Raw genomic sequence first — 22,611 nt, 5'->3', positions numbered from 1 at the left:
GCGATCCGACCGGTCGGGGGCGCTGCCCCCTACGTTGAAAATCCTTGGATTTTCAACGCCACCCCCGGAGTATTTGGGGAAAGATGAAGGGGAAGGGATCAGATGATCTCATGGCCCGCCTGCTTGATTTTCTGCGCCATTGCGCGGATGTGATTTGGCCCCACCTCGCAGCAACCGCCGATGATCGTGGCGCCTTGCGCGATCCAGTCCATGGCGAAGTCGGCGTAGGCCTCGGGGCCAAGATCTTGCCGCGCGCTGAGCGCATCGACGGTGGGGGCCTCCTGCAAGAACCCTGCGCTGATCGCCGTGAAGCCATTGGCATATGCGCCAAAGGGCAGGCCGAAGGTTTTGAGAACCTCCAGCGCCGGAGTCACGGCCTCGGGGCGGGAGCAATTGATCAAGACCGCCTCGGGGTGGAAGCGGTCAATCAACGGGGCAAGCTCGGTAAGCGGCTCGCCCGAGCGCAGCTTTGTGCCGTCCTGATCATCCACCGACACCGCCAGCCAAACAGGCACTCCTTGTCCAGAGGCGGCGCGCAAACCACCTTCTGCCTGATCGACCGAGGCCATGGTTTCCAGCACTAAAAGGTCCACCCGGTCTTTCAGATGCGCCACCGGCTCGGCGTAAATCCGGGCGGCCTCGGGCGCGGGCGGACTCAGGTCGGGACGGTAGGATTGCACCAAAGGCCCGATCACCCCGGCAATGCGCCCTGCTCCGAAAGCCGCCCGCGCCCGGTGCGCGGCGGTGATGGCCATGTCGGTCAGGATCTCCAGCCGGTTTTCAAGGCCAACCCGCACCAAGCGGTCGCGCAGCACCGCATAGGTATTCGTGCTGATCACCGTCGCCCCGGCCCGCAGGTAATCCAGATGCACCTCGTCCACCAATTCGGGGTGGTCGATCATCGCCTGTGTCGACCACAGCGGTGTGGGCGCATCCCCCGCGCGCTTGACCAGTTCCTGGCCGACAGCCCCATCAAGAAGGGTTACCTTGCTCACGCCCGCAGCCTTTCGTTCTCGGGGTCCCACAGGGGGCCGTCGGGTTGCACCACCGCAGGGAGCCGCGCACCGTAAATCTCGACCTCCAGCTCGGTGCCCGGCGCCGTCAAATCGGCCCTCACCATGGCCAGCGCCACCGAGGCACCGACCCGATAGCCCCAAGCCCCGCTTGTTACCTCGCCCACGATCCGGCCCTCGTGCCAGATCGGCGCCATGTAAGGCGCATCCGCCTCACCGGCATCGACGATCAGCTGCACGAAGGCCTTCTTGCGACCCTGCCGCTTCTCGGCCAGAAGCGCGGCCTTGCCGGGAAACTCCTGCGGCTTGTCGAATTTGACGAAGCGCTCCAACCCGGCTTCCAGCATCGAATAATCCGTGGACAAGTCGCCCTTCCACGCGCGATAGCCCTTTTCGATCCGCAGGGAATTGAGCGCATACATGCCAAAGGGCTTCAGCCCATGCGCCTGCCCGGCCTGCCAGAGGGCATCAAAGACCGTGGCCGTATCCCCGGTTCTGGTATGGATTTCCCACCCCAGCTCCCCGGCAAAAGACACCCGCACAAGCCGCGCCCAACACCCGGCGATCTCGGTTGCCTGGTGGGTCAGCCACGGCGCGTTCAGGTCTGCATCGCACAGGCCGGACAGCAGCGCGCGGGATTTGGGACCGGCAAGGATTTGCGTCATGTACTCTGTCGTGCGGTTGGTCAGCGTCACCCCCTCGACACTCGCAAGGCGCCGTTCCAGCAACTCGTAATCGTGCCATTCGGCGGCAGCGGCGGTGATCAGGGTCATCAGGTCATCGCGATGCCGAACCACCGACATCTCGCTCAGGATACGCCCCCGCGTATCGGCAAAATAGACCAACCCGATGCGCCCCACGCGCGGCACCACCCCCGTGACCTGTGAGGCAAGCCAGTCGGCCGCCCCCGGCCCTTCGATGTTGAAACGGGAAAACCCCGGCAGGTCCAGCACACCACAGGCATCGCGCACGGCCTCGCATTCCTCGCGCACGCGCGGCTCCCACGGGCCTGCGCGGCCCCATGTCTGTGTCGCCGCCTCGCTGGTGTCATCGCCGGTTTTGGCGAACCAATTGGCCCGCTCCCAACCGTTATAGGCCCCCATCTGACCGCCCAGCGCCTTGATTTTGTCATGCACCGGCGACAGCTTCTTGTCGCGGCCTGCGGGCCATTCGTGATGCGGGAAATGCATGGCGTACTCGTGGCCGTAAACTTCCATGCCCTTGGCCACGCAATACTCGTGGTCGGTGTAATCGGTATAGCGGCGCGGATCGACCGCCCACATGTCCCATTCGGTCCCGCCATCTATCACCCATTCGGCCAAAACCTTGCCCGCGCCGCCGCCCTGGGCGATGCCAAAGGTAAAGACACAGCATTCAAAGGCGTTCTTCACCCCCGGCATCGGCCCGATCAAGGGCATGCCATCAGGGGCATAGGGGATCGGGCCATTGATGATCCGGCTGATCCCGGCAGATGCCGCCACCGGCACCCGCTCCATACTGTCGGCCACGATATCCCCGATCCGGTCCAGATCATCCGACCAAAGCTGGAACGAGAAATCCTCGGGGACCGCATCGCCCGAACCGGCCCATTCGGCCTTGCAGTTCGGCTCGTAGGGGCCAATGTTGAAGCCGTGCTTTTCCTGCCGGAAGTAATAGGACACGTCCACATCCCGCAAAAGCGGCAGCTTCTTTCCGCCATTGGCCTTCGACCATTCCTCGATCTCGGGCACTTCCTCGGTCAGCACATATTGGTGGCTCATCACCATCATCGGCACGGTCCGCCCGCCATAGGGCTTGAACCATTCGCCCACGCGCTGCGCATAGTAGCCTGCCGAGTTCACGACATAATCACAGGCAATATCGCCCTTGTCGGTATGAACGATCCAACCCTCGCCGTCTTGGCTCACCCCGGTCGCGGGGCAGAAACGGATCACTTTTGCGCCCATGTCGCGCGCACCCTTGGCCAAGGCCTGGGTCACCTGCGCGGGGTCGATATCCCCGTCGTTGGGATCATAAAGCGCGCCCTCAAGGTCATGGGTTTCGATGAAAGGATAGTGTTCCTTGATCTCCTCGACGCTGAGAATCTCAAGGTCCATGCCTTGGTTCTTGCCCCAGCCCTTGGCGCGCTCGAACTCCTGCATCCGCTCCTTGGAATGGGCCAAGCGGATCGATCCGGTCTGGTGGTAATTCATCGGGTAATCCACCTCCTCGCCCAGACGGGAATAAAGGTCGATGGAATAGCGCTGCATGTTCATGATCGCCCAAGAGGTCGAGAACGACGGCACATTGCCCGCCGCGTGCCATGTTGAGCCGGCGGTCAACTCGTTTTTCTCCAGCAGCACGCAGTCGGTCCAGCCCTTCTTGGCCAGATGATACAGGCACGAGGCCCCGACAATACCGCCGCCGATGACCACAACCTTTGCTTTGTTGGGCAAATCCGCCATGTCTCTCTCCCTTTGTACTGGCCCCGCTTGGCGGTGGCCCTTGTCTCAATCCCAGATCAATCGCGCCGCCAGCCCGGCAAACATCACCCCCGCCGCCCGGTTCAAAAGCCCCGCACGTGCGCGCAGCACTTGGGCCATGCCCCCTGCCGCCGCCCCAAGGCACAGCGAAAAGGCAAAGCCGAACACGGTGAAAATCATGCCCAACACCACGATCTGCGCCCAAAGCGGGCCAATCGCGGGGTCGGTGAATTGCGGAATGAAGGCAAAGATGAACAACGCGGTTTTCGGGTTCAGCACGTTCGTCAAAAACCCCCGCCGCACCGCGCGCCACAGGCTTTGGGCCGCGCGCCCCTCTTGCACGTCATCGGCATGCCGCCATGCCTGCACCGCCAACCAAATCAGGTACACCGCCCCAGCATAGCGGATCGCGTCATAAAGCACGGGTCGCGCCATCAACAGCGCCGACAACCCTGCCGCCGCCATGGCCAGATGAACCACGATCCCGAGGTTGACACCCAAGGCCGCGGCCATCCCCATGCGCGCCCCGCCCCGCATACCGCTGGCCGAGATGAATACGAAATCCGCCCCCGGCGTGATGTTCAGCAAAAGACCCGCCCCGATGAACGCCAGCAATAACGCAGGATCAAAACCGGTCAGAACCTCCCAGATCATCGGCTACCCCCTCCCCGGGACCGAGGCCGCACCAAGCGCCACGCCATAAGCCAGGAAACACGCCGCCATCGCACGGCGCAGCCAGACGTTGAACACCGCGTTCAATGCCACCCGGCCCAGCCCCGCGCCCAAGGCCGTAAACCCCGTGTAACTTATCGCAGTGATGCTCAGGGCCGTGGGAAAGATCACCCACATCTGCTCCCAGATCGGCACATCGGGCTGCACGAACTGACTAAAGGCCGCCAGATAGCCCGCCACGCTTTTGGGATTGATCGTGGCAATCATGAACCCGCGCCAAAAGACCGAGCCACGCGTCGCGCCCTCCACCGCGACAGGCCGCCGTGCCATGATCCAGCCGCGCACCCCCAGCCAGATCAGCACCCCGGCCCCGATCCACTTGGCCACCGTGAAACCAAGGGGCGAGGCGGCGATCAAGGCTGTCACCCCCGCCGCCGACAGGGTCAGGAAAAGGCTCGCCTGGCACAGGATCGCCAAGACCCCCCAAAGCCCCCGGCGAAACCCCACGGTCATGCCATTTCGCAGGCAATTCAAATGGTTCGGCCCCGGCGTGGCGACAAACACCACCCAGAACAGCGCGAATATGCTCCAGCCCTCGAAACTCATCATGCGCCTCTCAATAAACCGGCGGGGCGATCACCCAGATCGCCACGCAAGGACTGTCATAAGGGTTCGACCAGCTATAAAGTTCGCCACGAAACCTGAAGCTGTCGCCGGGGCCAAGGGAAAACACCCGCTCGCCGATCCGCAACTCCAGCCGCCCGGAAATGATATAGCCCACCTCCTGCGTGGGCCGCTTGGCGGGCACCTGCATTTCCGATCCCGGCGCAAAGGTGGAATGGATCACCTCGAAATCATCGGTCAGGTCGGGCGAAAGCAACTCCTCCACCAAGCCTTCCTCGCCCGCGCCCATGGGCCGCCGTGCACCGGCGCGCACGACATAGCCCTGTTCTTCCACCGGCGCACTTGCATGACCAAAAAGCATCGACATCGGCACGCCCAGCGCGCCCGAGATTTCACGCAGGTCACTGATCGACGGCTCCGACAGGTCGCGCTCAACCTGGCTCAACCACCCCACCGAGCGGCCCAACATCTCCGACAGGTCCGATAGGGTCAGCCCCCGCGCCTTGCGCAACGCCCGCAGGTCCGCTCCAAGGGTCTGTGACGTGGTGATCGCGCTTTCCTGCATGGGACTCCCGTGAAAAATTTCCTTCAAATTTCACGCTCGCCCGATTCCGTGAAAAAATCAACAAAATTTTCACGCCGCGGCGCAGCGCCCTTGAAGCGGCGCCCACCAAGGGCTATCCGGCAAGGTCCACCCAACAAAAGGCCCACCATGCCCGAGACCTCGCAATTGATCCTGATCTGGGCCGCCGCGATCAACCTCGCGGCGGTCGTCTTCATGGCATGGGACAAACGCGCCGCCCGCAAACGCCGTCGCCGCGTGCCTGAACGCCGCCTGCTCTGGATCGCCATCCTTGGCGGAACACCGGGCATCTTCGCCGCCATCCACGGGTTTTCACATAAAACCCGCAAACAGCCTTTCCGCCGTTACCTTTTCATGATTCTGGCCGCTCAGATCATCGCCGCAGGGCTCTGGCTGGCCAGATAAAGACCGTTACTTATCGGAATGTTTCGCGTGCTTGTCCTTGGCGTGCTGCACCAACCTGTCCCACCGGTGATCCTTCAGCACCCGCCGAAAGGCGCGTTCCAACTCGGCCACGCCGTTACGCTCGTACCAGCGCCCATGCGCCAGGATCACCCGCTCCGGCGCCCATCCGATCATGGTCTCGACATCTCCGGCCAGCGCCGCCTTGTCCTTGAAGCTCCACCGCATGTCGGGCGGCATTTTCCCGTCGCTGTCGTCAATGCCCGCGATCCAGACGATGGGCCGCATCCAGACCGGTAATTTCTCCGTCTCGAAGGCCTCGATCAGATCGGTCAGGATCAGGGTCTTGCTGGCCTTGTGAAGAAACACCGCCTCGCGATGCAGCTTGCTGCCCTGCACGATCATCTGGCGGATTTGTCCGGCCCATGGCCGCTCGGCCCTCTCCGCCTGCAAATCGCGGGATTCCGGCAGGTTCAGCCCCTTCTTCGCGGCCCGCTCCGCAACACCCGGCGCGGCCCAGAAGACGGCCTTGGGAAAGGCCGCTTGCCACTCTGCAACATGAGCATAGTGAATCCAGTTCGGCGCAATCAGATGCGCCACCGGCCCGACAGCTTCCAATTCTTCGCGCAAGCTATCGGTCAATTGGGTGGGCGAATGCACCCACAGATCGCCGTTTTCCAACCGCACCACCGTGGCACGGGTCGAAAACGGCAAGCCCATGAACGATATGGCAGGCCCGTCGATCAGCCAAATCCCCTCGGCCACCGGCTTGAGGGTATTGAGCGGCTCATATCCCGTCGGGCCTGCCAAAGCGTTATTCCGTCACCGTAACGCTGGTCATCACGTCGGGCTGACCGATCACCGCACCATTCTGGCCTTTGCCGCGCTTGATGGCATCGACAACCTCCATCCCCTCGGTCACCCGGCCCACGACCGTGTATTGACCGTTCAGGAAATGGCCTTCCTTGAACATGATGAAGAACTGGCTGTTGGCACTGTCGGGGTCCTGACTGCGGGCCATGCCAATCACACCGCGGTCAAAGGGAATATCCGAAAACTCGGCCTTCAGGTCCGGCTTGTCGCTGCCGCCCATACCCGCGCGCCTCATGTCGCCGCCTTCGATCAGGCCAAACTCCACATCGCCGGTCTGCGCCATGAAGCCCTCGATCACCCGGTGAAAGACGACACCGTCATAGGCCCCCTCTTCCGCCAATTCGGTAATCTGCGCCACATGGTCGGGGGCCACGTCCTCCAACAGGTCGATCTTGACCATGCCATTGGCCTCGCCCGACACTTCGATCTCAAGCCCCGTGGCCAGCGCAGGCGCGGCCACGACACTCATTACAGCGGCCATCTTAAGCATCGGCGGCCACCTTCACGCTGATCATCCGGTCAGGGTTCGCGGGCGGCTCGCCCCGTTGAATGGCATCGACATGCTCCATCCCTTCGATCACCCGGCCATAGACCGTGTATTGACCATTCAGGAAGTGGTTGTCGCTGAAGCTAATGAAAAACTGGCTGTTGGCGCTGTCCGGGTTCTGGCTGCGCGCGGCGCCAAGGGTGCCGCGATCATGCGGGATGCGGCTGAACTCGGCCTTGAGGTTGGGCAGGTCACTGCCACCGGTGCCGGCCATGCGCGGGTTGTAATCCTTTTCCATGTTGGCATTGGCCACATCGCCGGTCTGCGCCATGAAACCGTCGATCACCCGGTGAAAGGCCACGTTGTCATACTGCCCGCTGCGCGCCAGTTCCTTCATCCGTTCACAATGGCCGGGTGCGATATCGGGCATCAACTCGATGGTCACGGTGCCGTCTTTCAGCTCCAGCAGAATGGTGTTCTCGGGGTCCTTGATTTCGGCCATGCGGGCCTCCTCCTGTGATATGTTTCCCCGATACCTATGACCTTGGGCCAAGATGGACAAGCGCCGCCTTGACGGCCCGCCCCCGACAGGCCAAGAGAGACCCGCGTAAAAGTGACAAACGGAGACCCGGGCATGAGCTGGAAAACACTTGATGACATGGACCTCAAAGGCAAAACCGTGCTGACGCGGGTCGACATCAACGTGCCCATCGAAAACGGCCTCGTCACCGACGCCACCCGGATCATCCGTATCGCCCCCACGGTCAACGATATCCTCGACAAGGGCGGCAAGCCGATGCTGATCGCCCATTTCGGCCGCCCCAAGGGCAAGGTCGTCGATGACATGTCGCTGCGCCCCATCGTGCCTGCACTGGAACGGGCGCTTGGCCGCTCGGTGCAATTCATCGAAACGCTGGACGGGGCCGAAAACCTGACAGCCGAGGCCAAGGGGGCCGAGGTTCTGCTTCTGGAGAACATCCGCTTCCACCCGGGCGAAGAAACCAACGACCCCGCCCTCGCCGAACGCCTTGCAGGCCTTGGCGACGTTTTCTGCAACGATGCTTTTTCCGCCGCGCACCGCGCCCATGCCTCGACCGAGGGTCTGGCGCACCACCTGCCCGCCTGCGCGGGTCGCCTGATGCAGGCCGAACTCGAAGCGCTCGAAGCGGCCCTTGGCACGCCTGAGCGGCCCGTCGTGGCCGTGGTCGGCGGGGCCAAGGTTTCAACCAAGCTGGATCTCTTGGGCAACCTTGTCGAAAAGGTCGACCAACTGGTGATCGGTGGGGGGATGGCCAATACCTTCCTCGCCGCACAGGGCCTGAACGTCGGCAAATCGCTCTGCGAACACGACATGGCCGACACCGCCCGCGCAATCATGGCCAAGGCCGGGGCCGCGGGCTGTGAACTGCTACTGCCCGCCGACGTGGTGGTGGCCCGCGAATTCGCCGCCGGGGCCGAAAGCGAAACCGTCCCCGCCCACGCCTGCCCCGAGGATGCGATGATCCTCGATGCCGGCCCGCAGGCCGTGGCCCGCATCACCGCCGCCTTGGACAAGGCCAAAACGCTGATCTGGAACGGCCCGCTTGGCGCATTCGAAATCGCGCCCTTCGATGCGGCAACCAACGCGGCATCCAGCCACGCGGCCAAACTCAGCAAAGAGGGCAAACTCACCTCCGTCGCGGGCGGCGGCGATACCGTCGCCGCGCTCAACAAATCGGGGGCTGCGGGCGAATTCACCTATATCTCCACCGCCGGCGGGGCCTTCCTTGAATGGATGGAAGGCAAAGACCTGCCCGGTGTGGCCGCACTCAAGGGATAAGCCTCCGCCCCAGGCCTGACCCGGGGCCTCCCGGCCTGACCCGAGGTCCCGGCGCAAGGCCGGGACAGCGCAGCGCTTACTTAAAGCGTTCCGCCTTTAACCTGAGGCATCAGCTAAAGGCGGAACGCGTGCAACGATTGAGCGGAGCACTGCGTTTCGCGAAAATCTGTGATTCAGGTTTTTCGCGAAACGCTTTAAATCGCCACAGCCCTCGCCGCTGTTAGCGCCACCAGAATTGCAACCTCGCCCCCCCTCGCCTAGAAGCGGGCCAACCCGTGCCTCGGCACGAATTTTCATTCCGAATCCAGAGGTCAAATCATGTCGAACGAACGTCAGGCAGAACAGGTACGCAACGGCAATGGCTTTATCGCCGCCCTTGATCAGTCGGGCGGCTCGACGCCGAAGGCCCTGCGCCTCTACGGGATCGAGGAAAGCGCCTATAACTCCGACGCGGAAATGTTCGACCTGGTCCACGGCATGCGCACCCGCATCGCACAGGCCCCGGCGTTTACCGGCGACAAGGTTGTCGGCGCGATCCTTTTCGAAATGACCATGGATCGCGAGATGGGCGGCAAGCCCACCGCCCAGTTCATGTGGGAAGACCGCGGCGTCGTGCCTTTCCTCAAGGTCGACAAGGGCCTCGCCGAAGAAGACAATGGCGTGCAGATGATGAAACCCATGCCCGAGCTTGACGCGCTGCTGGAACGTGCGGTCAAGGCTGGCGTTTTCGGCACCAAGATGCGCTCGGTCATCAATGCCGCCAATGCCGAAGGCATCAAGGCCGTCGTCGCGCAGCAGTTCGAAGTGGGCAAACAGATCCTCGGTCATGGCCTCGTGCCGATCATCGAACCCGAGGTGACCATCTCGATTGCCGACAAGGCCGCGGCCGAAGACATGCTGCTGGCCGAGATTGCCGCGCAACTGGACGCGCTGCCGGAAGACAAACAGGTCATGCTCAAGCTGACCCTGCCGGAAACCGCCAACCTCTATAAGCCGCTGGTCGACCACCCCCGCGTGATGCGCGTCGTGGCGCTGTCGGGGGGGTATTCGCGGGACGAGGCCAACAGCCGCCTGTCGCAAAACACCGGCATGATCGCCAGCTTCAGCCGCGCCCTCACCGAAGGGCTCTCGGCACAGCAATCGGACGATGAGTTCAACAGCACCATCGCCGCGTCGATCGACAGCATCTATCAAGCCTCTGTCGCGGGCTAAGCACGCTCATCGGTCCCCGTCGGGCCCTCCCCGCACGGAGGGCCGTGAGGCCCGATAAGCCGATGTTTTTGGACATGGGGGGCTTTGCCCCCGGCGCCCTACGGGCACCTCCCCCCAGGGTATTTAGGCCAAGAAAAAACCAACGATGTGGAACCGACGTGGTTTTACAGCGAAACTTTTGATCAAATTGTGGTGGCATTACTAGACCTGAGCGATTAGCCTTAGCCTCGAAACGGCGCAAGGATCGCTCCGATGGACCTGTCAGACCACACAACACTTCGTGTCGCGGCCTGCGACCTCAATGGCCAGATGCGCGGCAAACGCGTGCCAAGCAGCTATGCGGACAAGCTGGATCGGGGCGCGGTGCGTATGCCGCTCTCGGTGCTGAACGTGGATATTTTCGGGGCCGACATCGAAGGCTCTCCCTTGGTTTTTGAAACCGGCGACGCCGATGGCATCCTGCGCCCCACGGATCGCGGCGCGGTGCCCATGCCATGGCTTGATGGCGCCCCTCCCTTGCTGCCCATGGTCATGCATCATGACGATGGCGCACCGTTTGACGGTGACCCGCGCCATGCGCTTGAAGCTGTCCTGAAAACATACGCGGACCGCGGTTGGAGGGTGATCGCCGCAACCGAGCTGGAGTTCACCCTTGTCGACGACAGCGGCAATGCCTTGGCCCCCGTCAAGGACCCCCGCACGGGCCGCCCGCTGGAGACCCCCGAGATCCTTTCGATCACCCAGCTTGACGCCTTTGACGGGTTTCTCAACGCGCTCTACGAGGGCTGCACCGCCATGGGCATCCCCGCCCAGACCGCCACCTGCGAATCCGGCATCGGGCAGTTCGAGGTGACGCTACACCACCAGGACGCCCTGCGCGCCGCCGATGACACCTGGCTTTTCAAGGCGCTGATCAAAGGGCTGGCGCGGCAGCATGGATTTGCCGCCACCTTCATGGCCAAACCCTTCGCCGAAGACGCGGGCAACGGCATGCACCTGCATTTTTCGGTACTGGACCAAGACGGGCGCAACATTTTTGACAATGGCACCGAGGACGGCGCGGATATGCTCCGTACCGCTGTCGCGGGGTGCCTTGCCGCGATGCCGGACAGCACCCTTATCTTTGCCCCCCACGCAAGCAGTTATGCCCGGCTTGTCCCCGGCGCCCATGCCCCAACCGGCGCCGGTTGGGCCTATGACAACCGTACCGCCGCCCTGCGCATTCCGGGCGGGCCGCCCGCGGCCCGGCGCATCGAGCACCGTGTCGCGGGCGGCGATATCAACCCCTATCTGATCTTCGCCGCAATCCTCGGCGCCGCCCTCGTCGGGGTTGAGGACGACATGACGCCACCGGCCCCGATCACCGGCAACGCCTATGCGCATGACCTGCCGCAATTGGCCGCCGATTGGGCCACGGCCATCGACCGGTTTGAGGCAAGCACGATCATGCCGCGCATCCTTCCCGCGGGCCTGATCCGCAACCTCGTGATGACCAAGCGACAGGAACTGCGCCTGCTGGCCAATCACCCCGATGACAGCCAATGGCGCGTCTACCTCGACACCGTCTGACCCGAAACCATCCCCGGCCCATACGGCAATCACGCTAAATTTGATCAAATCGCGAGACCCCCTATGAAAATCGGCATACTGCAAACCGGCCACGTCCCCGATATCGTTCTGGACGAGTTGGGCGATTACGATGCCATGTTCGCCCGCCTGCTTGATGGCCACGGCTTTACCTTCCAGACTTGGAACGTTGTGGATGAAGACTATCCCGACGCCCCGGCAGATGCCGATGGCTGGCTGATCACCGGGTCCAAGCACGGGGCCTATGAAAATCACCCCTGGATCGCCCCGTTGGAGGAGTTCATCCGCGCCGTTTATGCCGATGGCCGCCCGCTTGTCGGGGTCTGTTTCGGCCATCAGATCATCGCCCAAGCGCTTGGTGGCAAGGTCGAGAAATTCAAGGGCGGATGGGCCGTGGGGCGCACAACCTACGACATGGACGGCCAAACCCTCGACCTCAATGCATGGCATCAGGACCAGGTCGTGAAACTGCCCCCCGATGCTACCGTGATCGGGTCCAATGATTTCTGCGCCAATGCCGCGCTGCTTTATGGCAACCGCGCCTATTCCATCCAGCCGCACCCCGAGTTCACCGCCCGCATGGTCGAACAACTGATCACGCATCGCGGCCCCGGCGTGGTTCCCGAGGGTCAATTGACCGAGGCACAATCGCGGCTTGCCGCGCCCACGGCCAATGATACCATCGCCCGGCGCATTGCCGATTTTTTCAAACAGGAGCGCTGATCATGGCCGATTGGACCAAAACCCTCCCTGACGCCGCGCAGGCCTATCTTGAAGGCCGCCGCCTGGACGAGGTGGAATGCATCATCGCCGACCTGCCGGGCATTGCCCGGGGCAAGGCCGTACCGGCCTCGAAATTCGCCCGGCAACAACATTTCCACTTGCCGGATTCGATCTTTTACCAAACCATCACCGGCGACTGGGGCGAAGCGGCAGGCGAAGAAGGTTTCATCGAACGTGACATGATCCTGCGCCCGGATATGTCCACGACCACCGCCGCCCCCTGGACGGGGGATTGGACCCTGCAAGTCATTCACGACGCTTTTGATCGCGACGGCGCGCCCATTCCCTTTGCGCCGCGCAATGTCCTCAAACGCGTGGTCGATCTCTATCATCAACGGGGTCTCAAACCCGTGGTTGCCCCGGAAATGGAATTCTTCCTCGTTGCCCGCAACCTTGACCCGGCGCAGGAAATCCAGCCGATGATGGGCCGCTCGGGCCGCCCCGCCGCCGCGCGGCAGGCCTATTCCATGACCGCCGTGGATGAATTCGGCCCGGTGATCGATGATATCTACGATTTTGCCGAAGCGCAGGGGTTCGAGATTGACGGCATCACCCAGGAAGGCGGTGCCGGACAGCTTGAAATCAACCTGCGCCATGGCGATCCGGTCAAGCTGGCCGACGAGGTGTTCTTTTTCAAACGCCTGATCCGCGAGGCGGCTCTGAAACACAACTGTTTTGCCACTTTCATGGCCAAACCGATCGAGGATGAACCCGGCAGTTCCATGCATATCCATCACTCGCTTCTGGATATGGAAACCGGAAAGAACATCTTTTCCGGGCCGCAGGGCGGGGAAACCGATGCCTTCTGTCACTTCATCGGCGGGCTGCAAAAACACCTGCCCGATGCCATCGCGATCTTCGCGCCCTACGTCAATTCCTACCGCCGCTACGTGAAAGATCACGCCGCCCCCATCAACCTGGCCTGGGCGCGCGACAATCGCACCACGGGCATCCGCGTACCGTTATCTTCGCCCGAGGCCCGCCGCGTCGAAAACCGGATGGCGGGTATGGATTGCAACCCCTACCTCGGCATCGCCGCCAGCCTCGCCTGTGGCCTTCTGGGCTTGCAAGAATCCATCAAACCCGACGCGGAATTCAAAGGCGACGCATACGAAGGCGAGTCGGACATTCCCCGCGTGCTCGGCTCGGCGCTTGACCAGTTCGACGAAGCGCTCGATCTGCACGCCATCCTTGGCCCCGACTTCGCCCGCGTCTACTCCATCGTCAAGCGCGCCGAATACGAAGAATTCCTGCAAGTCATCAGCCCGTGGGAGCGCGAGCACCTCCTGCTGAACGTCTGATCGCATGCAAAGCCCCGAGCCTTTCTTCTTTTTGCAAATATCCCGGGGGAATCGCGCATCGCGCGATGGGGGCAGCGCCCCCTCTTCACGGCCAAGGGTCAGCCCATGAACCTGCTTTTTTCAAACGACCGCCGGGGCGAATATCCACAAAGCTGGTACGCCGCCACGGCCAATACCCTTCCGCCGTTTGACAAGCTGCGCGGCGAGGCCCGCGCCGATGTCTGTATCGTGGGCGCGGGCTATACCGGGCTTTCGGCGGCGCTGCATCTGGCCGAACGCGGGTTTGACGTGGTCCTGCTTGAGGCGCATCGCCTGGGCTTCGGGGCCTCGGGCCGCAATGGCGGGCAATTGGGCTCTGGTCAGCGGATGGATCAAGAGGGGTTGGAAAAACTCGTTGGCCGCGATGATGCCGCCAAGCTTTGGGATCTGGCCGAAGAGGCCAAGACGCTAACCAAATCCCTGATCGCCAGGCACAAGATCGACTGCCGCCTGAAACCCGGCGTGGCGCATATGTGCTTTTCCGCCAAGGAAGTGGCCGAGGAACACGCCTATGCCGATCACCTTGCCGATCACTATGGCTATGCCGCACTTGAAAAGCTGGACCGCGACGCGGCGCAGGTGCTTTGCCCTTCGCCGCGCTACAAGGGCGGGACACTGGATATGACGGCGGCACATCTGCACCCGCTCGACTACGCCCTTGGCCTTGCCCGCGCGGCCCAAACCGCCGGGGTTCGGATTTTCGAAAACTCATGGGTCAGCGACATCACCAAGGGCAGCCCCGCCACCCTGCAATGCGATCAGGGCAAGGTGAAAGCCGATCACGTGATCCTTGCCTGCAATGGCTATCTCGGCGGGCTCGACCGACAGGTTTCCGCCCGCGTCATGCCGATCAACAATTTCATCGCCGCGACCGAGCCCTTGGGCGATGACGCGGCCCGCGTCCTGACCCGGGACGTGGCCGTCGCCGATACCAAGTTCGTGGTCAATTATTTCCGGCTCAGCCATGACAACCGCCTGCTTTTCGGCGGCGGCGAAAGCTATGGCTACCGCTTCCCCGATATCGACGCCACGGTGCGCAAACCCATGGCGCATGTCTTCCCGCACCTCAAGGACGTGCGGTTCGACTATACTTGGGGCGGCACCTTGGCGATCACCATGAAGCGTATGCCCTACCTCGCGCGGCTCGCCCCCAACATGCTTTCGGCCTCGGGCTATTCCGGCCATGGCGTGGGCACCGCCACCCACGCGGGCAAACTCATGGCCGATGCTATCGCCGGTGAGGCCAGCGGGTTTGACACCTTGTCGCGCGTTCCCGCCCCACGCTTCCCCGGCGGCCACGCCCTGCGCAGCCCGCTGCTGGCGCTTGCCATGACATGGTACGCCACCCGCGACCGCTTGGGCCTGTGATCCAAAAACCGCGCGTGCCCCCCTGTCGCAAATTTTTCACTTGGGATGACGTTCTTCATGTTTTAAATTTCCCGAAAGTGAATTTCAGGAATCCCGAAGATCATGACACAAGCGCCCAACGTCCACGACGCCGAACCGATCCCCGAAGCCGCCCGCGCCGAGATTGACCGCCTGCTGCAATCCGGCGACCTGTTCCGATACACCGCGCCTCAGGACGCACCGGTTTCGCTTCTGGAACGTGAATTCGCGGCGCTCATGGGCAGCAAATACGCCCTCGCGGTGTCCTCATGCTCCGCGGCGCTATTCCTGTCTCTCAAGGCGCTCGACCTGCCGCGCGGCGCGCGCGTGCTGATCCCCGGCTTCACTTTCGCCGCCGTGCCATCCTCTGTCCTGCATGCCGATTGTCAGCCCGTCCTTTGCGAAGTGGGCAAGGATTACCGTATCGACATCGCCGATTTCACCGCCCGGCTGGACGACAACATCGCCGCCGTGATCGTCAGCCACATGCGCGGCCATACCTCCGACATGGACGCGATCATGGCGCTTTGTGACGCGCGCGGCATCCCCGTGGTCGAGGACGCGGCCCACTCCCTCGGCACGCTTTGGGATGGCCGGAACATCGGCACACTTGGGCGTGTCGGCTGTTTCAGCTTCCAGTCCTACAAGCTGGTCAATGCAGGCGAAGGCGGCATCCTCGTCACCGACGACGCCGATCTTGTGGCCCGTGCCGTCATCATGTCCGGCGCCTATGAGCATAACTGGGCCAAACATATGGCGGGCAACGACCCCGCGCTTGAGGCCGCCTTCGCCCGCTGGCAAAACAAGCTGCCGCTCTACAACCTGCGCCTCGGCAACCTCAGCGCGGCGATCATCCGCCCGCAACTGGCCGAGGTGCCCCGCCGTGTCCGCGACGGGCGCGCCAACCACGATTACGTGGCCGATCGCCTGAACACATCCCCCTTCCTGCAAGTGCCCCCCAAACTGGCCAAGGAAGAGCGCGCCCCGGACTCCATCCAGTTCAACCTTGTCGATCTCTCCGAGGCCGAGGCCCGCATTTTTGCCGAAGCCGCCGCCGCCCGTGGCGTCAAGGTGCAGGTCTTCGGCCAAAGCACCGATAACGCCCGTGCCTTCTGGAACTGGCAATTCATCCCCGGCCCGGCGCAAGAGCTTCCGCGCACCCGCGCCATGCTGATGCACGCCTGCGATTGCCGCCTGCCCGCACGCCTGACACGGGATGAGCTGGATTTCATCGCGCTCGCACTGCTGGATGCCGCGCAAGAAGCGGCTGGTGGCCTGCGCGCCTATGGCACCTAAAGCGTTTCGCGAAATGCAGCCCGAAGCCCAATCCTTGCACGCGTTCCGGCTTTCGCTGATGGCTCAGATGGAAGGCCGAACCATTTAAAGGATGGTCAGGTAATCCGCCATGAAGGGGTGGCGCGCGATTGCCGGCGTCACCAATTGCTCTTGGAAAATCGGCTTCAGCGTGGCGGCCACCTGCGCGGGCATCTCGCCCAGGATTTCCTTGCGCGCCGTCAGGCTGATCGTCCGCGTCAGCGGCTCGAAGGGCAGTTCCAACACGTCGATCTGGTCGGCAAAACGCCGCGCCCGCATCAGGGCCAAGGGCGGCAGGATGGTCCAACCCGCCCCCTGCCCGACAAGCGCCAGGATGGCGTGGTAACTGTCGATCTCGAACCGATGACGCAGGTTCAGATTCTGCTTGGCCAGATGCGCATTCACCAGCCGCCCCATGTAATGGCGCTGCGTGTATTGCACCATTGTTATTCGCTTGAGCTGCCGCAAGACATCCCCGCCGGGGTCCACCGCGCCCTTCGGCGCAGCCACGACAAATCCTTCGCGCAACAAGGGGTGCACCTCAACCCAAGCGTCCTCGGCCCCCAGTTCGGCGGCGACGATCACATCCAGGCCGCGCGCATCCAGAAGATCATACAGGTAATGGCTTGCCCCGGTCTCAAGCAGGAACTGACACCCCCTCAGTTCTTCCGCCATATGGGTCAACAGGCGCGGCGTCACATCCGCTTCCAGATCCTCGATCATGCCAAGGCGAAACCGGGTCAGATGCGACAGGTCCGACATGGCCAGTTCGGCCCGTGCCTGCGTGGCCTCGTTCAGGATCACCTGTGCATGGCGCTTCATGATCTCGCCTGCTGGGGTCAGGCGCACGGGCCGGGCGTTCCGCTGCAGCAGGGTCGCCCCAACGGCCCCTTCCAGGTTGGTCAACTGCTGGCTCACCGCCGAGGGGCTGGCCCCCAGCCGCTTGGCCGCGGCCGAGATCGACCGCTCGTCGGCGGTGGCCATGAACACCTCGATCCCCCAAAGGGTAATGCGACCGGGGCTATCGACCATCGGGCTTACTTGTCCATCTTCGACAGCTTTTGCTGCAATTCGGCCAGTTGCTTCTTGATCTCGTCCAGATCCTCACCCTCGGCTTGCTCATCGCCGCTTGAAGCGCCCGGTACGGTGCTCATGCCGCCCATGCCGCCCGTCATGGCCTTCATGAAGGCCTCTTGCTGGGCACGCATGGCATCCATCCCCGGCATCGTCGCCAGCGGATTGGCCTTGGTCATGTTCTCCATCATCTGGCTTTGCCCCTTCTGGAGCATCTCGAAACTCGCCGCCAGAAACTCGGGCACAACGCTTGTCGCCTGCGACGTGTAGCTTCTGACCAGATCGTTCAGAACATTGATCGGCAGAACACTTTCGCCCCGGCTTTCATGTTCGGCAATGATCTGCAACAGGTACTGCCGCGTCAGGTCGTCCCCGGATTTCAGGTCAATGATCTGCACTTCACGTCCATCGCGAATGAATTCGGCAATATCATCAAGTGTCACGTAATCGGACGTCTCGGTATTATAGAGGCGCCGACTGGCGTAGCGTTTGATCAGTAGTGGCTTGTCAGTCTCGGCCAAGGCACGATCCTCCCAGATATGCAGCGCTGCAGCGCAGCCTATGCTACCGCAGAACAAAAAGAAAGAGCGAGCCTTTAAAGGGCTCGCTCTCGCGTAAACGCATCCTGAATAGGGAGGAGATGGATACGTTTAATCTGCGCTTACTTGGCAGCAGACGCTTTCTTGGCCGCCGACTGCACGTCGTCAGTGGCTTTCTTGACAGCTTTGGCCGCGTCTTCCTGCAGATCTTTGCCAGCCGCCATCATCAGTTCAACGGTGTCCATTTGAACTTTCTTGGCGATCTCGGCGAAAGCGGCCATGTTTTCGGCAGCCACTTCGGCATTGGCCGATGCGAAATCAGTCATGGCTTTGGCGTAGTCGGCAGGCTCTGCCTTGGCTTTGGTCATGTCCGACATTTTGGCCAGGGTCTCTTTGGTCCATTTGCTCGACAGTTCAGCCGACTTTTCAGCGGCGTCCAGGGCAACACCCGACAGCTTTTCGTTCAGAGCGGCCTGGTTCTTGAATGCGTCTTCCATCGCTTTGGTGTCGACGGGGAATGCGCCCATGATGTCTTTCATCACGGTGTTGATGTCTTGTGCTTTAGCCATGGGTCAGGCTCCTTGCTTTTCGCTGCAGGAGAATTCCTGCGTTTCTGCGTCTGCAAGGAATATGCATGCTGCAGTGCAGAATTTCAAGTCTTTTTTCTGCACTGCAGCAAAAGCGTCATAAAGCCCGAAAACGCGCGTTTTATCAGATAGTTGCCTTTTTACGCACGTAAGTTCCCGGTGCCGGCGCCAAAGGCGGGTGCTCGGAATCCCCCGGCTTTCGCGCGGGAATCAACTTCCCCGAGCGTTTCTTCAGCCAAGTCTCCCACCGTGGCCACCAAGACCCCTCATGGAAGGTCGCCGCCTCCCTCCAGCTTTCGGCATCCAGCGTCAGGTCGTTATTGGTATAATGGCCATATTTCTTTTTGTTCGGCGGGTTCACGATCCCGGCGATATGACCGGACTGCGACAGGATGAAGGTCCGGTTCTTCGATCCCGTCTGCTGGAACCCACGGTAACAATCCTTCCAGGCCGCGATGTGATCGGTTTCACAGGTCACCGACATCAGCGGCACGGTGACATCCTTGATATGCACCTTTTCACCGCAGATATCGAAACCATCCGTGACAAAGGCGTTCCTCTGACAAAGCCCGCGCAGATATTGCACCGTCATCTTGCCCGGCAGGTTCGCGCCATCCCCGTTCCAATACAGCAAATCAAAGGCGGGCGGGGTTTCCCCCATCATGTAACTGCGAATGGCGGGCGTATAAATCAGGTCGTTGGACCGCAAAAACGACATCGTGCGCGACATGATAAAGGACCGCAGAACGCCTTGCTCGTTCACCTCCTGCTCGATCCCATCCACGAAATCGTCCTGCAGGAAAGGTACAAACTCACCCTGCTCCGCGAAATCCGTCAGCGCGGTAAAGAAGGTGGCCGATTTCACGCTCTTGTCACCGCGCTTGGCCATCAAGGCCAGCGTCAGGTGCAGGGTTGTCCCCGCGATACAGTATCCAACGGTATTGACCTGCTTGACCCCGCAAATTGCCTTGACCTCGCGGATCGCGGTCAGAAACCCCTCTTCCACATAGTCGTCCATGCTCACGTCGGCATAAGAGGCGTCCGGGTTCACCCAACTGACCATGAACAAGGTATAGCCCTGATCGGTGATCCACTTGATCATGCTGTTTTGTTCTTTGAGGTCGAGAATATAAAACTTGTTGATCCAGGGCGGAAAAATCACCAGCGGCGTTTCATGCACCTGTTCGGTGGTGGGGGTGTACTGGATCAACTCCATCATCCGGTTGCGGTAAACCACTTCTCCGGGCGTCGTGCCGATGTTCTCACCCAGTTCAAAGGCGCTTTCATCGGCCAGCCGCACCACCATCTCGCCCTTGTTGGCCTCCAGGTCGGCCACAAGGTTCTCCAAGCCTTTCACAAGGCTTTCCCCCTCGGTCGCCACCGCCTTTTCCAAGGCATCCGGGTTGGTGCCCAGAAAATTCGTCGGGCTCATCATGTCCACGATCTGCCGCGAGAAATACTCAAGCCGCCGCTTGTCGGTCGGTGACAGGTCGTCAGCCTCGGCGACGGCGTTCTCGATCGCCTGCTTGTTCAGGGCATATTGCTGTTTGACATAATGAAAATACGGGTTGCTTTCCCACAGGGGGTTGGCGAACCGCTTGTCGCCTTTCAGGGGGTCTTCCTCGTCTTGATCGGCCTCGGGATGGTGGCCTTGGATCAATGCCTGTTGCGCCTCCATGAAGTGGCGCACCGATTTCCCCCAGTATTCCAACTGCTTTTCATAAATCCTGCCGGGGTTTTCCAGCATATCGGCCCAAAGGGAACTGGCCGCCTTGGCAAAAAGCTCCTGATCGGGGCCATTCAATGAAGGATTCGCCGGATTACGCGCCGAAAATGCCTGCACCAAGCGCTGCGTAAGCTCTTCGACGCGTGCCAGATTCTCGTTCATTTTCTCGAGATTCTCGCCTGCGGCATCCTCTTGCGTTGCCATATTAAAGAATTCCTTTTAACTTTCTGCTATGCAGCATACCGTCGCTTGAGCGGAGGAGCAGTGCGACGAAACGAACCGGAACCTCCGGTGAACAGGAGACGACGATGCGCCATATGATGAGTTACGACCTGATGGAGACCCTCCGCAATACCAATCAATGGTTGGGCGCATCCGCCCTCTCCATGGCATCCTATCCAATTTTCGCACTCACGCCAAACCCCGCGTTGCAATGGATGGCCGCTTGGGGCGAAGTCACCGAACGCACCTTCCAGCGCATGGTCGTCAAACCCGACTGGGGCATTGAATCGATCACCGGCGAGGATGGCCGCGATCACCTGGTCAATGTCGAAACCGTTATCGAACGCCCGTTCGGCGACCTGATTCATTTCGACGTGCAGGGCCGTGAAGATATGGATCGCCGTGTCCTGCTGGTGGCACCCATGTCGGGCCATTACGCCACGCTTTTGCGTTCCACCGTCCGCTCCCTGCTGCCCGACTGCGAAGTTTACATCACCGACTGGCACAATGCGCGCGATATCCCGGTTTCCGCCGGCAAGTTCGATGTCGAGGATTACACCCTCTACCTGATGGATTTCATGCGCGAACTGGGCAGCGACCTGCACGTTATCGCCGTTTGCCAACCTGCCCCCCTGACCTTGGCCGCCACCGCCTACCTGGCCGAACTCGATCCCAAGGCCCAACCGCGCAGCCTGACCCTTATCGGCGGCCCGATCGATCCCGATGCAACCCCCACCGATGTCACCGACTTCGGCCACCGCGTCACCATGGGACAGTTGGAAGAAACCATGATCCAGCGCGTCGGCTTCAAATACGAAGGCGTCGGCCGCAATGTCTATCCGGGCCTGCTTCAGCTCAGCTCGTTCATGTCGATGAACGCCGAACGCCACGGTCAGGCCTTCATGGATCAGATTTCCCGCGTCTCGCGCGGTGAGGCCAGCGATCACGACCCGCACAACAAGTTCTATGATGAATACCTTGCCGTGATGGATATGACGGCCGAGTTTTACCTTTCGACCGTCGAACGCATCTTCAAGAAGGGCGAGATCGCGAAGAACGATTTTGTCGTCGATGGCCACAAGGTGGATATCGGCGCCATCACCAATGTCGCCGTGAAAACCGTGGAAGGCGCCAAGGATGATATCTCGGCCCCGGGTCAATGCGTCGCCGCCCTCGACCTGCTCACAGGCCTGCCCGACAACATGAAAGCCAGCCACCTTGAACCCGAGGCCGGGCACTATGGCATTTTCGCGGGCCGCAGCTGGCGCAACAACATCCGCCCGATCGTGCTTGATTTCATCGACGCCAATTCCGAAGCCCCGGCAGAACGTAATCGCACAAAGCCGCGCAAGGCCAAGCAGAAGGCCGCCAACAAGAACGCGGCAGCCAAGTAACAAGGGCGCACGACAGGTCCGATCATCCCTTGATGGATGCAAAAAGGGCGCGGTTCTCGCGCCCTTTTTCTATTGGTCGACACGCGTCAGGGTGCCCGCAAATGGCATCCGACCGTCAGGCGTCGGGGCGTCGAATGGCCACCAGTTGCACTCCGGCGGCCTGCAAAATCTCCATGATCTCAACAAGGGTCAATTCATCCGCCCCCTTGCCAACAAACCCGTGCGCCACGCACCCTTTCTGACACAGAAGATGAAGCGCATGCGCCACTTCATCCCCGATTCCAGTGGCAAGTGCATCACTTAGAAACACGGCCCGCATGCGCGGGTCGGCCAAATGAGCGCTTAAATCCGTTTTCAAGCCAGGCTTACGATCAGACATCTTCTTGTACTCTCACACTATCCTAGGTCCTAGGTTCGGTCGACATAACGCTTCTGAATCGCTGTCTGCTGACAAAAATCAGACAATTTCAAGAATATCCAATTGATACAGCGACAACCGACCCCAATTCGTA

22 protein-coding genes are annotated in these 22,611 nt (G+C 61.5%); 9 read left to right on the top strand and 13 right to left on the bottom strand.

The window, feature by feature from the left end; genetic code table 11:
- Positions 1 to 98: 98 nt before the first annotated feature.
- The 5 genes from RBB32_RS09130 to RBB32_RS09110 are packed head-to-tail and all read right to left on the bottom strand — an operon-like array spanning position 99 to position 5,336.
- On the bottom strand, positions 99 to 995 hold the full coding sequence (locus tag RBB32_RS09130) for a homocysteine S-methyltransferase family protein (RefSeq protein WP_306152392.1): 897 nt from the start codon (positions 993 to 995) through the stop codon (positions 99 to 101).
- Positions 992 to 3,457, bottom strand: coding sequence for an FAD-dependent oxidoreductase (locus RBB32_RS09125; RefSeq protein WP_306152391.1), 2,466 nt, complete (start codon positions 3,455 to 3,457; stop codon positions 992 to 994). The genes RBB32_RS09130 and RBB32_RS09125 overlap by 4 nt, the downstream gene beginning before the upstream one ends.
- A gap of 45 nt (positions 3,458 to 3,502) precedes the next feature.
- Positions 3,503 to 4,129: a LysE family translocator gene (locus RBB32_RS09120; RefSeq protein ID WP_306152390.1), complete on the bottom strand. Its 627-nt coding sequence runs from the start codon at positions 4,127 to 4,129 to the stop codon at positions 3,503 to 3,505.
- Positions 4,130 to 4,132: 3 nt separating this feature from the next.
- Positions 4,133 to 4,753 (bottom strand): LysE family translocator, encoded by a 621-nt coding sequence (locus RBB32_RS09115; RefSeq protein WP_306152399.1) that lies wholly within the window; start codon positions 4,751 to 4,753, stop codon positions 4,133 to 4,135.
- Between the two features lie 10 nt (positions 4,754 to 4,763).
- A complete protein-coding gene (locus RBB32_RS09110) occupies positions 4,764 to 5,336 on the bottom strand; it encodes a helix-turn-helix domain-containing protein (RefSeq protein ID WP_306152389.1) in 573 nt (190 codons plus the stop codon).
- 147 nt (positions 5,337 to 5,483) lie between these two features.
- Between RBB32_RS09110 and RBB32_RS09105 the strand changes: the two genes are divergently transcribed.
- Positions 5,484 to 5,759, top strand: coding sequence for a DUF1294 domain-containing protein (locus RBB32_RS09105; protein WP_306152388.1), 276 nt, complete (start codon positions 5,484 to 5,486; stop codon positions 5,757 to 5,759).
- Between the two features lie 6 nt (positions 5,760 to 5,765).
- Here RBB32_RS09105 and RBB32_RS09100 read toward each other — a convergent pair whose 3' ends face one another.
- From RBB32_RS09100 to RBB32_RS09090, 3 genes are read right to left on the bottom strand one after another with little or no spacing between them, the layout of a single operon-like run.
- Complete coding sequence (locus RBB32_RS09100; RefSeq protein WP_306152387.1) at positions 5,766 to 6,566, bottom strand: DUF4336 domain-containing protein; 801 nt, start codon at positions 6,564 to 6,566, stop codon at positions 5,766 to 5,768.
- A gap of 4 nt (positions 6,567 to 6,570) precedes the next feature.
- Positions 6,571 to 7,119 (bottom strand): peptidylprolyl isomerase, encoded by a 549-nt coding sequence (locus tag RBB32_RS09095; protein WP_306152386.1) that lies wholly within the window; start codon positions 7,117 to 7,119, stop codon positions 6,571 to 6,573.
- Positions 7,112 to 7,618 (bottom strand): peptidylprolyl isomerase, encoded by a 507-nt coding sequence (locus RBB32_RS09090; protein ID WP_306152385.1) that lies wholly within the window; start codon positions 7,616 to 7,618, stop codon positions 7,112 to 7,114. The genes RBB32_RS09095 and RBB32_RS09090 overlap by 8 nt, the downstream gene beginning before the upstream one ends.
- 132 nt (positions 7,619 to 7,750) lie before the next feature.
- Between RBB32_RS09090 and pgk the strand changes: the two genes are divergently transcribed.
- The 7 genes from pgk (at position 7,751) to RBB32_RS09055 (ending at position 16,539) form a co-directional block, all read left to right on the top strand.
- A complete protein-coding gene (gene pgk / locus RBB32_RS09085) occupies positions 7,751 to 8,935 on the top strand; it encodes a phosphoglycerate kinase (RefSeq protein ID WP_306152384.1) in 1,185 nt (394 codons plus the stop codon).
- A 318-nt stretch (positions 8,936 to 9,253) separates the two neighbouring features.
- Positions 9,254 to 10,147 (top strand): fructose bisphosphate aldolase, encoded by an 894-nt coding sequence (locus tag RBB32_RS09080; RefSeq protein ID WP_306152383.1) that lies wholly within the window; start codon positions 9,254 to 9,256, stop codon positions 10,145 to 10,147.
- Positions 10,148 to 10,399: 252 nt separating this feature from the next.
- Positions 10,400 to 11,716 (top strand): glutamine synthetase family protein, encoded by a 1,317-nt coding sequence (locus tag RBB32_RS09075; protein WP_306152382.1) that lies wholly within the window; start codon positions 10,400 to 10,402, stop codon positions 11,714 to 11,716.
- Positions 11,717 to 11,779: 63 nt separating this feature from the next.
- Complete coding sequence (locus RBB32_RS09070) at positions 11,780 to 12,457, top strand: type 1 glutamine amidotransferase (RefSeq protein ID WP_306152381.1); 678 nt, start codon at positions 11,780 to 11,782, stop codon at positions 12,455 to 12,457.
- A gap of 2 nt (positions 12,458 to 12,459) precedes the next feature.
- Positions 12,460 to 13,818, top strand: a complete 1,359-nt coding sequence (locus RBB32_RS09065) for a glutamine synthetase family protein (RefSeq protein WP_306152380.1) — start codon at positions 12,460 to 12,462, stop codon at positions 13,816 to 13,818.
- Positions 13,819 to 13,923: 105 nt separating this feature from the next.
- Positions 13,924 to 15,225, top strand: coding sequence for an FAD-binding oxidoreductase (locus tag RBB32_RS09060; RefSeq protein WP_306152379.1), 1,302 nt, complete (start codon positions 13,924 to 13,926; stop codon positions 15,223 to 15,225).
- 102 nt (positions 15,226 to 15,327) lie between these two features.
- The gene (locus RBB32_RS09055) at positions 15,328 to 16,539 is read left to right on the top strand and encodes a DegT/DnrJ/EryC1/StrS aminotransferase family protein (protein ID WP_306152378.1); all 1,212 of its coding nucleotides are present in this window, start codon (positions 15,328 to 15,330) and stop codon (positions 16,537 to 16,539) included.
- Between the two features lie 84 nt (positions 16,540 to 16,623).
- On the opposite strand, the gene RBB32_RS09050 is transcribed toward RBB32_RS09055, so the two are convergent.
- From RBB32_RS09050 to RBB32_RS09035, 4 genes are all read right to left on the bottom strand, one after another.
- Positions 16,624 to 17,589: a LysR family transcriptional regulator gene (locus RBB32_RS09050; RefSeq protein ID WP_306152377.1), complete on the bottom strand. Its 966-nt coding sequence runs from the start codon at positions 17,587 to 17,589 to the stop codon at positions 16,624 to 16,626.
- A 5-nt stretch (positions 17,590 to 17,594) separates the two neighbouring features.
- Entirely contained in the window at positions 17,595 to 18,152 is a 558-nt protein-coding gene (gene phaR / locus RBB32_RS09045) for a polyhydroxyalkanoate synthesis repressor PhaR (protein ID WP_306152376.1), read from the bottom strand.
- A 140-nt stretch (positions 18,153 to 18,292) separates the two neighbouring features.
- Positions 18,293 to 18,739: a phasin family protein gene (locus tag RBB32_RS09040; RefSeq protein WP_306152375.1), complete on the bottom strand. Its 447-nt coding sequence runs from the start codon at positions 18,737 to 18,739 to the stop codon at positions 18,293 to 18,295.
- Between the two features lie 142 nt (positions 18,740 to 18,881).
- Positions 18,882 to 20,687: an alpha/beta hydrolase gene (locus RBB32_RS09035; protein ID WP_306152374.1), complete on the bottom strand. Its 1,806-nt coding sequence runs from the start codon at positions 20,685 to 20,687 to the stop codon at positions 18,882 to 18,884.
- Positions 20,688 to 20,791: 104 nt separating this feature from the next.
- On the opposite strand from RBB32_RS09035, the gene phaZ reads away from it, so the two are divergent.
- Positions 20,792 to 22,099: a polyhydroxyalkanoate depolymerase gene (phaZ, locus tag RBB32_RS09030; RefSeq protein WP_306152373.1), complete on the top strand. Its 1,308-nt coding sequence runs from the start codon at positions 20,792 to 20,794 to the stop codon at positions 22,097 to 22,099.
- Between the two features lie 115 nt (positions 22,100 to 22,214).
- On the opposite strand, the gene RBB32_RS09025 is transcribed toward phaZ, so the two are convergent.
- The gene (locus RBB32_RS09025) at positions 22,215 to 22,433 is read right to left on the bottom strand and encodes a hypothetical protein (protein ID WP_306152372.1); all 219 of its coding nucleotides are present in this window, start codon (positions 22,431 to 22,433) and stop codon (positions 22,215 to 22,217) included.
- Between the last annotated feature and the right edge of the window lie 178 nt (positions 22,434 to 22,611).

This window comes from Roseovarius sp. MMSF_3281, assembly GCF_030733685.1.
Lineage (GTDB): Bacteria > Pseudomonadota > Alphaproteobacteria > Rhodobacterales > Rhodobacteraceae > Roseovarius.
The sequence above is the reverse complement of the archived record's forward strand: the minus strand, read 5'-3'. Positions and strand labels throughout refer to the sequence as shown.

Excerpts from the sequence above, each read along its gene's own strand:
- RBB32_RS09125 (WP_306152391.1), bottom strand. The coding sequence starts at position 3,457 with ATGGCGGATTTGCCCAACAAAGCAAAGGTTGTGGTCATCGGCGGCGGT.
- RBB32_RS09120 (WP_306152390.1), bottom strand. The coding sequence starts at position 4,129 with ATGATCTGGGAGGTTCTGACCGGTTTTGATCCTGCGTTATTGCTGGCG.
- RBB32_RS09115 (WP_306152399.1), bottom strand. The coding sequence starts at position 4,753 with ATGAGTTTCGAGGGCTGGAGCATATTCGCGCTGTTCTGGGTGGTGTTT.
- RBB32_RS09110 (WP_306152389.1), bottom strand. The coding sequence starts at position 5,336 with ATGCAGGAAAGCGCGATCACCACGTCACAGACCCTTGGAGCGGACCTG.
- RBB32_RS09105 (WP_306152388.1), top strand. The coding sequence starts at position 5,484 with ATGCCCGAGACCTCGCAATTGATCCTGATCTGGGCCGCCGCGATCAAC.
- RBB32_RS09095 (WP_306152386.1), bottom strand. The coding sequence starts at position 7,119 with ATGCTTAAGATGGCCGCTGTAATGAGTGTCGTGGCCGCGCCTGCGCTG.
- RBB32_RS09090 (WP_306152385.1), bottom strand. The coding sequence starts at position 7,618 with ATGGCCGAAATCAAGGACCCCGAGAACACCATTCTGCTGGAGCTGAAA.
- pgk (WP_306152384.1), top strand. The coding sequence starts at position 7,751 with ATGAGCTGGAAAACACTTGATGACATGGACCTCAAAGGCAAAACCGTG.
- RBB32_RS09080 (WP_306152383.1), top strand. The coding sequence starts at position 9,254 with ATGTCGAACGAACGTCAGGCAGAACAGGTACGCAACGGCAATGGCTTT.
- RBB32_RS09075 (WP_306152382.1), top strand. The coding sequence starts at position 10,400 with ATGGACCTGTCAGACCACACAACACTTCGTGTCGCGGCCTGCGACCTC.
- RBB32_RS09070 (WP_306152381.1), top strand. The coding sequence starts at position 11,780 with ATGAAAATCGGCATACTGCAAACCGGCCACGTCCCCGATATCGTTCTG.
- RBB32_RS09065 (WP_306152380.1), top strand. The coding sequence starts at position 12,460 with ATGGCCGATTGGACCAAAACCCTCCCTGACGCCGCGCAGGCCTATCTT.
- RBB32_RS09060 (WP_306152379.1), top strand. The coding sequence starts at position 13,924 with ATGAACCTGCTTTTTTCAAACGACCGCCGGGGCGAATATCCACAAAGC.
- RBB32_RS09055 (WP_306152378.1), top strand. The coding sequence starts at position 15,328 with ATGACACAAGCGCCCAACGTCCACGACGCCGAACCGATCCCCGAAGCC.
- RBB32_RS09050 (WP_306152377.1), bottom strand. The coding sequence starts at position 17,589 with ATGGTCGATAGCCCCGGTCGCATTACCCTTTGGGGGATCGAGGTGTTC.
- RBB32_RS09040 (WP_306152375.1), bottom strand. The coding sequence starts at position 18,739 with ATGGCTAAAGCACAAGACATCAACACCGTGATGAAAGACATCATGGGC.
- RBB32_RS09035 (WP_306152374.1), bottom strand. The coding sequence starts at position 20,687 with ATGGCAACGCAAGAGGATGCCGCAGGCGAGAATCTCGAGAAAATGAAC.
- phaZ (WP_306152373.1), top strand. The coding sequence starts at position 20,792 with ATGCGCCATATGATGAGTTACGACCTGATGGAGACCCTCCGCAATACC.